Origin of the sequence: uncultured Dialister sp., from assembly GCA_900314595.1 — a bacterium.
GTDB lineage: Bacteria > Bacillota > Negativicutes > Veillonellales > Dialisteraceae > Dialister.
In genome coordinates this window covers 1-11119 of sequence record OMVW01000046.1, presented here as the reverse complement: position 1 = coordinate 11119, position 11119 = coordinate 1, and the positions used below count along the sequence as shown (strand labels likewise).

Genomic DNA, 11119 nt, shown 5'->3' with positions numbered 1-11119 from the left:
GGACTTATTTGACCCGTTCACGGGTCGCAAGCAATAATATGCAAGTGACAGAAGCACAAGCGCGTTAACGCGCAGCCGGTAATAAAAGGCCCTTGTGGCCGCATGTGAAGAACCACCAGCTATGCTGGTGGATTTCTTTTTATATGGGGATTCTGCTTTTAAAACCCGCCTGTGTACAGTCCCCATATATATTTGTGCCGCACAGCGGTACACCTTCCCGCCATCCGTAATCCGCAATCCGCCATCCGCAAAATGCAGTCCTTATTTTCCAAACTTATCCTTCTCGCAAAAAATCCCTTGCATAACTTTATTTCCCCTGCTATCCTATATTTAGAATTTGCAGGGGAACTTTTACAGTTGAGAATGACCTGGTCTAAACCCTTTGAACCTGATGGAGCCAAGACTCTCGTAGGGAGCAAAAATGTCCGGAAAAGGATGAAAGGACCGAGTACCGCTGCATGCAGCGGTTTTTTATTTCCTGCAAGGAAAGGATGCTATGGATTTAGAGGAAATACGAAATGAAGTGAAGGCGGCCGTGGAAAAAGCCAGAAGGACCTGCCCTCTGGTGCCTTCCATTACGAATACGGTGACTATCAATTTGGTGGCCAATGCGCAGCTCGCAGCGGGCGGTTCGGCGGCCATGGTATACCTTCCGGACGAAGGGGAGGGCATCGGTGCCGTCTGCAATGCATTTTACATCAATATGGGTACCCTTCTTCCTGTCTATGCGGAAACGCTGCCCCGTACGGCAAGGGCGCTGGCATCTTATGGGAAGCCTTGGGTGCTGGATCCAGTGGGAATCGGTCTGGGCGGCCTTCGGACTGTGCTTCTCAAAGAATTCAGGGAGACACCGCCTTCCATTGTCCGCGGCAATGCTTCGGAAATCATCGGTCTTGCGAACCTCTGGGGTCTCGATGCGGGAATCAGGAAAGATGGCGGACGGGGCGTAGATTCCGTGGATTCCGTGGAAGCGGCTCTTCCGGCGGCCAAAGCGCTGGCTTCTTTCATTCACGGGGCAGTGGCTGTTTCCGGGGAAAAAGACCTTGTCACTGATGGAAACAGGGTGGCCCGTTCTTCCGGCGGCACCATCCTTTTCACCAAAGTCACCGGTTCCGGCTGCTCCCTGGGCGGGGTGACGGCAGTCTATGCGGCAGTGGCGGAGCCTTTCATCGCAGCCCTTACGGCTACCAATATGTACAATGCAGCCGGCAGTCGGGCGGCAGAAATCGCGAAGGGCCCCGGCACGTTTGAAAAATATTTCCTTGATGAGATGTATACTATTCCTGCAGAAGACGTGGCAGAAAATCCGATGGAAATGGTGGAGGGATTATGAATACACTGATTGCAGTAGCCATCGCTCCCTGCGGCACGGGAGAAGAACTTTCCGCCTATGTGGCGGAGGTGGTGCAGGTCATCCGTGAATCGGGCCTGCCAAGCCGGACGAATTCCATGTTCACCGAAATCGAAGGGGAATGGGACGACGTGATGGCTGTGGTAAAGAAAGCGACCATGGTCCTTGCAGACCGCGGGATCCGCACTGAAGTGGTGCTCAAGGCTGATATCCGCCCCGGATACACGGGTATGATGGATGGCAAACTGGACAGGCTGAATGAACAGCTGGAAAAAGGTGGCAAATCATGAATATGAGAAAAGCGCTCGATATTTCCTGCTACCTTGTGGTGGGACCCGAAAATACGATGGGCCGCCCGGTGAAGGATATCGTAAGGGATGCGGTGAAGGCAGGCTTTACCTGCGTCCAGATCCGCTCTAAAGTGGCTTCGGCAAGGGAACTCATCGAAGAGTGCAGGGAAGCGGCAGAAGTCCTGGCAGAACTGGGGAAATCGGACTCCGTAGTCCTTCTCGTGGATGACCGGCTGGACGTGGCCCTGGCAGCAAGGGAAATGGGCATCAAAGTGGACGGCGTCCATGTGGGACAGAGCGATATTCCTCCCGAAGTGTGCAGGAAACTCCTTGGACCCGATGCAGTGGTAGGCCTTTCCGCACCCACTTTGCAGCTCATCGACTATGCGGCTCATTATGATACGGAATACATCGATTACTTCGGTGCAGGGCCTCTCCATGAGACTGCATCGAAGCCGGAAAGCGGTCTGCTCGCCGATGGCAGGCGAATCACCAGGACCTTTGACGAACTGGCACAGCTTCACAAAGTCAGCCCGGTGCCGGTGGTGGTAGGCGGAGGAGTCAAGGCAAAGGACCTTCCGGACCTCAAAAAGACAGGCGTGGAAGGCTTCTTCTGCATCAGCGCCGTAGCAGGAGCGGAAAAGCCTTTTGATGCGGCAGAGGAAATGGTTTCTCTGTGGAAAAACTGTAAATAGAGGTATAAAAACTAATTATCAGGAAACTTTTGAATCGGGAATCCCGGGAATTATAGGGGTTCTCGGGATTATCGGGAAGGTGGCCGCTAGAAATCAAGATGGCGGCCATTTTGAATGGGGTTTTCAGACTTCTGGCCTTTAGAAATGGAAGGGAACTGCAGAATGAATGGACTTTTGAATCGGGAATCCCGGGAATTATCGGGGTTCTCGGGATTATCGGGAAGGTGGCCGCCGGAAATAAAATGGCGGCCATTTTGAATGGGGTTTTCAGACTTCTGGCCTTTAGAAATGGAAGGGAACTGCAGAATGAATGGACTTTTGAATCGGGAGTCCCGGGAATTGTCGGGGATTATCGGGAAGGTGGCCGCCAGAAATCAAGATGGCGGCCATTTTGAATGGGGTTTCCAGACTTCTGGCATTTTGAAATGAATGGAACTGCAGGATGAAAGGACTTTTGAATCGGGAGTCTCGGGAGTATCGGGGGTTTCTGGAGACTTGGGAAGGTGGGCCAAAAATAAAAAATACCGCTCATGATTTTGCGCCGCACCGCACCGACAGCCCCGATATTCCCGAAATAAATCCCGACAATCCCGATTCAAAAGTCATCGTAAAAGAAAATTTCCAATAAAAAAGGCGCCTCTATTATTTCAAGGCGCCCACATTCACGAATCACGAAGAACGAATCACGAATCACGATCCGCATATGGTTTTTGAAAAATATGTATGCTATGGCAGAAGACGATCACTTCTCTATTTCGTACGGCCAGTCCAGAATCCCTCCCATATCCCTGACGTCTTCATAACCTTTGTCAGTCAGCTTGAATGCTGCAGTTTTGCTTCTGGCTCCGGAACGGCAGTAAACGATGAGGGGCGCTTTTTTGTCGGGATAGGCCTTGGAGACTCCTTCCACCACATTGCCCAGGGGGATATTCTTTGCGCCGGGGATGTGGCCTTTTTTGTATTCGGAAGGTTCCCGCACGTCAATTAAGGGAACCCCTTTGGCAATCATTTCTTTTCCGGCTTCGGGAGTGATTTTGTGATAGGCATCGGAAGCTTTCGATCCGCAGCCTCCAAGGAACAGGACGGGAATCAGTATGGCAAGAATGAGCGGTGCGAAATGGTGCATGGGATAATATGTACCTCCTGGGACGATAGTCCATTAAGTCCTCATCTTGATCTTGTCTATAGGCCCATCAAAATGGCTGCCTGATGTCAATGCCGATTGCGCCAGCGCATTTACATCAGGTTGCCATTTTGATACAATTGCCGGCTGATCAAGAAGACTTAATGGATAGGTGTTTCACGTAGGAGGCTCGATAATATCAGGCTTTCTTTTTTATTGACTACATATAAAATACAATCCTCCTCTCAGGAATGTTTCATAAACGTGAAGAATGATTTGATGCGCTGCCAGAGAGATTTCGGCTTTGCAATCTGCACCGGCGCTTTTGGTTTGGAAGCTGCCTGTGCCTGGCGGACGAGCTGCATATTCCTATGGGCGCTGCGGGTGACGATTCTTGGCGGTGGAGTGAAGGTCTTTCCTTCTGCCTTTGGCGCTTCCTTCTTCATATCCGGAAGGGCATTTCCCGTGGCATGAATGGTCCTCTTCTGATGGCTCCGGTCCACCGTTTTGAAGGTGATTTCATCTTTCCTTTCCTGCCGGAGCTTCGGCGGCTCCGGACCTTTGACGGAAGGCGTATCGGAAATAATCTCGCCCGTTTTGAGGTCGAATTTTGCAAATCCCGCTTTGGCGCTGAAAGGGTTATTGTCGAAATCATGGACGTGGGATGCATTCGTTTCCATCTGCAGCACTGGCGGCTGCTCCTTCCCTTCCATGAGGGTTTTCCGCTTTTCTTCCCTCTCAATCTGCTTCATCATTCTGTTTTTCGTCCGGGCATCAAAGACCGGTTCCTCCGTGGCCCAGAAGCCGGACTGCTGGATATTTCTTTTGTCCAGATCGTAGGAAATATGGGCCCCGCAGCGGGTGCAGCGGATGGTTCCTTTTCGCTTTTTTACGTCGATATCAAATAAAGTCAGCTTCTGTCCGCAGGCGTGGCAGACGAGTGTAAATGCCATTTTCAGGCCTCCTTTTGTATAAGTATAATGGACGGGATGGAAATGGTAAAGGGGGAGGGAAATAGTTGGCCCTTAGCAGTTCGTAATTAGTGAATTCATAAAAAAGGCCGTATCTGGAGATGAGACATGGCAGGGAATTGGTAGTGGCTAATGGGTAATGGCTAATGGCTGGCAACTAACCACTAACAACTAACCACTAACAACTTTCTCCAGCCTGATTTCCTGATCAAAGAATCCTTCCATGATTTCAGGATGATGGGTGGCGATGATAAGTGTCTTTCCTGCTTTTTTGAGGGCCGGTAGGAATTCGGAGAGGAGGGAAAGGCCTTTTTCATCGAGGTAGCTTTCCGGTTCATCAAAGGTCCAGACCTTTGGATTCATGGTGAGGATGGCTCCGATGGCGGTCCTCTTTTTCTCACCTCCCGAAAGGGAGTAGGGGGCCCGCCTTGCGAGGTGGGTGATGGAAAGGAGATCCATGGTATCGGAGACTCTTTTCTTTATTTCTTCCTGCGGAAGGCCCATCTGCAGCGGTCCGAAAGCCAGCTCTTCTTCTACGGTCGCACAGAAGAGCTGGGAGTCCGGATTCTGCCACACGTAGCCCAGACGCTGGTGGAAGGATTTCGCAAATTTCCGGTCCTCCAGTTTTTGGGAGGTGATTTCTTCTCCGTCAAACGTGTAAGTCCCTTTTGATGGGAAGAGCAGGCCGTTCAGGAGGCGGAGAAGGGTGGTCTTTCCCGCACCGTTTGGCCCGTGCAGGAGGACGGCAGTGCCTGTTTCTATTTCCGCATTCACATGATTGAGGATGGTTGTATTTTCATAGGAAAAGCAGATATCCGAGAGACTGATCATGGAAGAACCCTTTCTGTCACAAGGAAGAGGACGATATAAAGAAGGACGAATGCCAGAAGGATACAGGTGGGAAGTTTCGATTTTTTCTCTGGCGGCAGTGGCTTCGGGTAGTCACCGGTAAAACCACGGCACCACATGGCATCGTACATATCCTTTGAGCATTTCATGGATTTCTGGAAGACTACGCCCATGACTCCTCCCATGGCTTTTGCCTTGTCCGGATTTTTCCCCACGCTCCGTAATTTCAGGGCAGTCAGCAGTGTGGCGGCCGTATCTCCCAGAAGGACGATGTAACGGAGCGTCGTATCCAGGATGAAAACGATGAGGGAAGGCACGTGGAGCCGGTGAAGGGCGGAGGTGATCTCATTCCAGGGGAAATTTTCCTGGAGGAGCGAAAGGGCGGTGACGGTGAGGAAGGTCTTTGCCGGAAGAAGCACCATGTGACGCCCGTTTCCAAGGAAAAAGGAGGGGGCCACGATTAAAGCGCAGAAAAATGCGGCAGAAAGGGAAGCTTTCATTATTTTCTTCAGAAGCTCTGCCGGCATGACTGCCAGAAGCACAAGCTCTCCTGCCAGGAGGGCCCACAGGAAGAAAGTGGACCTGGTGGAAACGGTGAGGATGATGAGCACCAAAAGGACAGTAAGCGCAGAGAGCGCATCTACCGGCGCCCGCCGGCCCGATGAGGCTCGAAGGCCTGAAAGGATGGGAAGAAGGGTGAGAAGGGAGTGGGAAATAAAGAAGTCCCGGTCATTCCTGGGACTGTATTTCTCTGCTTTCTGCGCCCAGACAGGAAGTTCCATGAAGGCTCCTTTCTATTAAAAAATAAGGATGGAAAAGGGGAAATCCTTTTTCCATCCTTTAGTATTTTTGAAAACCATGTTTCGACGATGAGAGCTAATGGGTAACGGCTATTCACTCACTCTTTTCGGCAGGAAGGTCGAGCCAATTTTGAAAATAATGACGAGGAGCGCCACTCCCACGATGGCGGATACGATATAGCCTGCTTCATCGGGAAGGCCGGCTACGGTATAGTCCGGCATGAGGGCTTCAAATTCAAATCCGTCAATCATGCCCTGAGGCGTATAGCCGAGGGCGCTTCCCAGATCTTGCGTTTCCGCCAGTTCTTCTACGTCCCATTCGCCCCAGGCCGTGCCGGCTGCCAGAAGGCCCAGCGGAGTGGCCAGAATGAGGACTGCCAGAAGAGCCATGAGAGATTTAGAGGAATGACCGGAAATGTCATCGGTAAAGAGGATGGGGGAAGTTTTTCTCACATAAGCGAGAATCGCCACAGTGAAGACGACTTCTGCCAGCCCGAAGAGGGTGAGATGGCCGATGCCCATGGCAGGGATGGAAATCCAGAACGGATAGGGGCAGTAGAGCGCCTGTCCCGCAGCGTCGGTGAAGAGAAGAGGCTGGATGCCGAATTCGATGGCTGCACAGAGAGAAGCGAGGTTAATTCCGATGTAGGAAGAGATGCCCGCGGAAACGAGCTCGGAAAGTCCTTTCCCTTTCAGCAGACGGTAGAAGAAATATCCGGAGAAGGGAAGGACGAAGGCCATATTGAAGCAGTTGGCCCCGATGGCAAGGATTCCTCCGTCCCCAAAGAAAACGGCCTGAATGATCAGTGCCGCACTGACGGCCAGACAGGCCGCATAGGGGCCGAAGAGGATGGCGATGAGCGTACCTCCGACCGCATGGCCTGTGGTTCCTCCGGGAAGGGGCACGTTGAACATCATGGAAAGGAAGGAAAGAGCCGCCGCAATGCCAAGGAAGGGCAGTTTTTCGCGGGGCATTTCCTCTTTCACTTTCTTGATGGCCGTCACCCATACAGGAATCATGACAAGCCCCATGACTCCGCAGGTGGAGGGAGAGAGATAATTTTCCGGAATATGCATAGAATCATCCTTTCTTGAAAAAGAAATTTTATTGTGCCGTTAGTATAGCACGGTAAAAATCCACATTTAAGCGGGGGTGGGGGATGTTTCTACAGGAAACCGGAAGAAATCTTTGGGGAAAGATCATGGAAATATTTCTTGTCCTTTTCTCTTGACAATTCTGATACCCGGTGTTAAAGTATTCACAACTAAAGACAGTGAAGAAAAGAGTAGGCTCCTGAAGCTCACAAAGCGAGTCCGGAAGGTGAAAGCGGACAGGGATAGGGAACTGAAGTGCATTTCTGAGTCTGGCGGGCCGAAACAGCAGTAGGTCTTCCCGGGAGCGCCCGATACAGTGCCAGGGTATACGGATTATTTCCAAGTACTTCATGAGGCATACATGGAAGTGTATGCGAAATCAGGTGGAACCACGAGTCTCTCGTCCTGTTGGACGGGAGATTTTTTTATTTCCAAAAAGGAGGAGCTTTCGATGGGCAGGCTGATTGCTAAGGAATTCAGAAATTTCAGATGGAGCCTGGCAGGCTGCCTTTTGTACCTCGGGTTTGCAGCTCCCGCTTTTTCGGAATTTTACAACGAAGAAAATCTGGACGATCTCGTCCGGAAGGACTGAGTTTTTAAGTTAAATGACTTGATCACGGCAAGGATGAAAGAAGGTACCTTTCCTGCAATGGCACAGAGAGCCCCCGGTGGTGTGAAGGGGCGCAGGAGGGAAGGGGAAGTGCCTTTCAGAGCCTGACGGCTGAATGAAAGTAAGCCTCACGGGAGACGCCCGTTACAGTGCAGAGGTACAGACGTACCTTCAGAGCCGGCCTCAGCGATGGCGCTGGAAAATCAGGGTGGAACCGCGGAAATGTTTTTCCCGTCCCTTCTATACCCGTATTCTGTCTAATCAGATGCGGAGGAAGGGACGGGAATTTTTTTATGGAGGAAAAAATGAGACATATAAAAACGGGATATCTTCTGGCCGCTGTTCTGGCAGGCGCATTCCTGGCGGGAGGCTACGGAAGTGAGAAAGCTTCACCGAAACCGCCGCCGGCTCCGGCAAAGGAAAAGGAGGCGGTTACCGTCCTCATCCCTTCAGACCAGAAGCCCATCGCCTGGCAGGACGGCAGGGAGCTCCAAGGCTATGAATACGAAGTGATGAAAGCGGTTTCCGAAAAGCTTCCGGACTATAGGCTCACATTTGAGGCCGTGCCGAAGGACTCGGTTGAAGCAAAGCTCAAAGCAGGAGATGCGCTCCTCGCCGTGGGCGGCTTCCACAGGACAAAGGAGAGGGAAGAAAATTTCTTCATTCCGGAAAATCCCACCGGCGTCTCGGCCCTTGCGGTATACGTCAGAAAGGGTGCGGCAGGGGATCTGAAAAATCTGGAGGATGCGGCGAGGGCAGGACTTAAGATAGCTCCTCTTAAAGGAATGAACCTTCACGCAGTCCATGAATGGAATGAAAAGCATGGAAATATCCTTTCCTCCGTTCCGGAAGGAAATATCAGCGAAGAGGATGCGCTGAAAGGTCTTTCGGAAAAGAAATGGGACCTTCTCATTGCACTGGATAATGAGGGAATTACGGAAAGAGCCGAAAAGGCCGGTATTTCCATTGAACCCCTGAAGGAACCGGTCCGCATCCACTCCACCTATGCACTGGTATCGAAAAAAGATACCCGCCTCGTGGTGGAACTGGCGGAAACGCTTGGGAACCTTCAGAAAGACGGGACCCTCTCAAAGATTTTAAAGAAATGGTATAAAGAAGATTTGATCGCCCTTCTTCCCATGAAGAAAGACTGCTGCACTTAAAAGGAGGATACCATGGAAAAAATTTCAAATGCCCTGGCGGCACCTCTCATCAGTGATGTAAAAGAAAAGGAAACTATTGTGAAAAAGATCCGGAAAGACTGTTTTTTATCTTGTGTTTCCCCTATTTATAGTAAAAAGATTCCTTTAATGAAACAATGAGAAATACCCACAGGACTTTGTGTCACTGTGGGTATTTTTCGTTTGAATCATGATCTTTTAAATGGCGGTCTCAGATTAGTAACATCAGATTGGATACCGCAACATTCAAATGATATATAAAATCCGAATCTCTTAACGCCCGATCGTATTCTTCATCTATAACGTCCATATTATCCTTCATGCATTTCCGATAATCTTTTTCTTCAAAAGCGGGTCTATCTCTCCTCAGCTGTTTATCGCAGAGTAATACAAAAGTTTCATAACTTAATCTTCCGCGCTTCATTTTATCAGTCCTTTCCCATATCTTTCCTATATTATAAAGCATGGTTTTTGGACAGGATACACGCACGAAAAGACATAAAAATGAGAAAAATCGGTACATTTTCAGATGATACGATAGGTTTTACGGATGTCCTTGGGAACACGCTGCATAAATTCGGTGGTTTCATGGGTCCCGATGAATTTGAAAAGCATTTCCTGCGGAGTAACAGTTCCATCTTTGGAATTATAGGCTTTAAAAATGAATTCCGCATAGCTCGCGGGTAATTCAGCCTGGAAAAGGTCCCTTCTGATGCTCTCGATTTTTTCCACTGCCTCTTTCGACAACCCGGGGACGGGAACTATTTCACTGGAGGCGTCAAACCGGGATACGGAATACCCTTTTTTAGAAAGATAATCGGCACACACGTCAAACCCGGTATCCGCAGATAAAATGACAAATTTGGAAAAAGGATTCTTCGCGGCGAGCAGCCCCAGCTCTGCGACAATCTGGAAATCGAGCCCCGATTTCTGCGGCTCTCCGGCGTAACAGTCATAAACCCTTATTTTGCAGGAATGACGGCAGATGTTTTCCACGTCCTCCGGCGCTGCACACCATATACTGACAGGCGTATGCTCCGTGCAGAACAGAATAAGCTCATCCTCCGGTTCCGCATGCCGGAGAACATCAATAAAATTTCTTCCTCCCGGGTTTTCCGTATCAAAAAGATAAAATGTCATAGGATTCCCTTCTCCTTTCTGAAAATAAAAAAATACATATTTTATTTTCTATATTATAATCTGCTGCCAAAGAGGCTGATAGAAAAGAAATCCGAAGAACGGGTCGTCAGGATAGCCAAATAAAAAAGAAGGGAGTAAAGAGGGGAGTAGTAAAGAAAAATAAAAATCTACGTTATCCTGGTAACCGATGAAGCAGGTAAAAAGCACGATAAAAGCGAGCACCCTGCGATACCCGCTCCTGGTGGAGACGAAGAGGATTGAACTCTCGACCTTCTGCATGCGAAGCAGACGCTCTCCCGGCTGAGCTACGCCCCCATGACGATATTATTATAGCACGGTTCGTAAATTTCTTACATAATAAAACCGGGGACGGCATTCATCATGTCATCCCCGTAAAATGGTAGAGCCATTTTTTCTTGTAAATTTATTTTAGTGCATAAGAAATAAAGATTCAATGCTTTTAGAATGGAGCATTATAATCTTTTTTTTTATTCCCGAATTTGATATAATTTAAATAAAGAGAGCAACTCGTGAAGGAAATTGGCTGGGTTCCCGAATGGGAGTAGGCGTTATGCTTAGAATTCCTTTGCCCCTGGGGTTAGCTCTTTTTTAATTTGCCTTTTATGGTTTCGATGATATGTGCAGGATCCTTTTTTATTTCATCCATTATGAAATCCAATGCTGAGTCACTATATGTATATAATGTTTGGGAACTTCCGGTATATTTATAACAATATTTTGGATTTTCCTTGATTTGAAAGAATTTAACAATTAAATCGAAATGATTTGTATTGAAAGTATGGTATTTCTCATCATCTGGATTTTTGGATGGATTTATAAAATTAATATTGTTATTTTTAATACGTTTATTAATCAGGGTGATGCATTTTTTCCTCTGATAGGGACATGTTAACTGCAATATCATTAACTTAGCAGCGTATAAAATACCTCTAAATCGAAGTTCTTCTATCATATATAGGGGAAATAAGCCTTTATTCACCCTGCCAGAAGTAA

Annotated in this window: 15 protein-coding genes, 1 tRNA gene, 1 riboswitch and 2 other annotated features; of the genes, 8 read left to right on the top strand and 8 right to left on the bottom strand. The window is 48.9% G+C overall.

Translation table 11 applies throughout. The features are described 5' to 3' along the window. Positions 1-331: 331 nt before the first annotated feature. Positions 332-432, top strand: a riboswitch (TPP riboswitch). A 64-nt stretch (positions 433-496) separates the two neighbouring features. The 5 genes from QZN42_RS09060 to QZN42_RS09040 all read left to right on the top strand — a co-directional run bounded on the left by QZN42_RS09060 (position 497) and on the right by QZN42_RS09040 (position 2964). Beyond that, on the top strand, positions 497-1333 hold the full coding sequence (locus QZN42_RS09060; protein WP_296956826.1) for a hydroxyethylthiazole kinase: 837 nt from the start codon (positions 497-499) through the stop codon (positions 1331-1333). Continuing rightward, entirely contained in the window at positions 1330-1641 is a 312-nt protein-coding gene (locus QZN42_RS09055; RefSeq protein WP_296956824.1) for an MTH1187 family thiamine-binding protein, read from the top strand. Before QZN42_RS09060 ends, QZN42_RS09055 begins: the two co-directional genes overlap by 4 nt. Continuing rightward, positions 1638-2336: a thiamine phosphate synthase gene (locus QZN42_RS09050; protein ID WP_296956822.1), complete on the top strand. Its 699-nt coding sequence runs from the start codon at positions 1638-1640 to the stop codon at positions 2334-2336. Before QZN42_RS09055 ends, QZN42_RS09050 begins: the two co-directional genes overlap by 4 nt. A 110-nt stretch (positions 2337-2446) precedes the next feature. Beyond that, entirely contained in the window at positions 2447-2731 is a 285-nt protein-coding gene (locus QZN42_RS09045; protein ID WP_296956819.1) for a hypothetical protein, read from the top strand. 47 nt (positions 2732-2778) lie between these two features. Continuing rightward, a complete protein-coding gene (locus tag QZN42_RS09040) occupies positions 2779-2964 on the top strand; it encodes a hypothetical protein (protein ID WP_296956815.1) in 186 nt (61 codons plus the stop codon). A 114-nt stretch (positions 2965-3078) separates the two neighbouring features. Here the strand turns inward: QZN42_RS09040 and QZN42_RS09035 are convergent, their stop codons facing one another. From QZN42_RS09035 to cbiM, 5 genes are all read right to left on the bottom strand, one after another. Next, a complete protein-coding gene (locus tag QZN42_RS09035) occupies positions 3079-3462 on the bottom strand; it encodes a rhodanese-like domain-containing protein (RefSeq protein WP_296956812.1) in 384 nt (127 codons plus the stop codon). A 242-nt stretch (positions 3463-3704) separates the two neighbouring features. After that, positions 3705-4412: a hypothetical protein gene (locus QZN42_RS09030; protein WP_296956809.1), complete on the bottom strand. Its 708-nt coding sequence runs from the start codon at positions 4410-4412 to the stop codon at positions 3705-3707. A 189-nt stretch (positions 4413-4601) separates the two neighbouring features. Beyond that, on the bottom strand, positions 4602-5261 hold the full coding sequence (locus QZN42_RS09025; RefSeq protein ID WP_296956805.1) for an ABC transporter ATP-binding protein: 660 nt from the start codon (positions 5259-5261) through the stop codon (positions 4602-4604). Continuing rightward, positions 5258-6061, bottom strand: coding sequence for an energy-coupling factor transporter transmembrane component T (locus tag QZN42_RS09020; RefSeq protein WP_296956801.1), 804 nt, complete (start codon positions 6059-6061; stop codon positions 5258-5260). Before QZN42_RS09020 ends, QZN42_RS09025 begins: the two co-directional genes overlap by 4 nt. 108 nt (positions 6062-6169) lie before the next feature. Then, a complete protein-coding gene (cbiM, locus tag QZN42_RS09015) occupies positions 6170-7156 on the bottom strand; it encodes a cobalt transporter CbiM (RefSeq protein WP_296956797.1) in 987 nt (328 codons plus the stop codon). A 188-nt stretch (positions 7157-7344) separates the two neighbouring features. After that, positions 7345-7585: a binding site (T-box leader), on the top strand. 40 nt (positions 7586-7625) lie between these two features. On the opposite strand from cbiM, the gene QZN42_RS09010 reads away from it, so the two are divergent. The 3 genes from QZN42_RS09010 to QZN42_RS09000 all read left to right on the top strand — a co-directional run bounded on the left by QZN42_RS09010 (position 7626) and on the right by QZN42_RS09000 (position 9106). Then, positions 7626-7766 carry a hypothetical protein gene (locus QZN42_RS09010; protein WP_296956795.1) on the top strand — a complete coding sequence of 47 codons (141 nt, stop codon included), beginning with the start codon at positions 7626-7628 and terminating at the stop codon, positions 7764-7766. Between the two features lie 21 nt (positions 7767-7787). Further along, positions 7788-8026 (top strand) — a binding site (T-box leader). Positions 8027-8089: 63 nt separating this feature from the next. After that, positions 8090-8947, top strand: coding sequence for a transporter substrate-binding domain-containing protein (locus QZN42_RS09005; RefSeq protein WP_296956792.1), 858 nt, complete (start codon positions 8090-8092; stop codon positions 8945-8947). 12 nt (positions 8948-8959) lie between these two features. After that, the gene (locus tag QZN42_RS09000; RefSeq protein WP_296956789.1) at positions 8960-9106 is read left to right on the top strand and encodes a hypothetical protein; all 147 of its coding nucleotides are present in this window, start codon (positions 8960-8962) and stop codon (positions 9104-9106) included. A 384-nt stretch (positions 9107-9490) separates the two neighbouring features. Here QZN42_RS09000 and QZN42_RS08995 read toward each other — a convergent pair whose 3' ends face one another. From QZN42_RS08995 to QZN42_RS08985, 3 genes are all read right to left on the bottom strand, one after another. Further along, positions 9491-10105, bottom strand: a complete 615-nt coding sequence (locus tag QZN42_RS08995) for a PIN domain-containing protein (protein WP_296956786.1) — start codon at positions 10103-10105, stop codon at positions 9491-9493. A gap of 239 nt (positions 10106-10344) precedes the next feature. After that, positions 10345-10420: transfer RNA gene (locus tag QZN42_RS08990), tRNA-Ala, on the bottom strand. A gap of 283 nt (positions 10421-10703) precedes the next feature. Continuing rightward, positions 10704-11119, bottom strand: a 416-nt coding sequence (locus tag QZN42_RS08985; RefSeq protein ID WP_296956783.1) for a hypothetical protein, incomplete at its 5' end; no start/stop codon positions are given.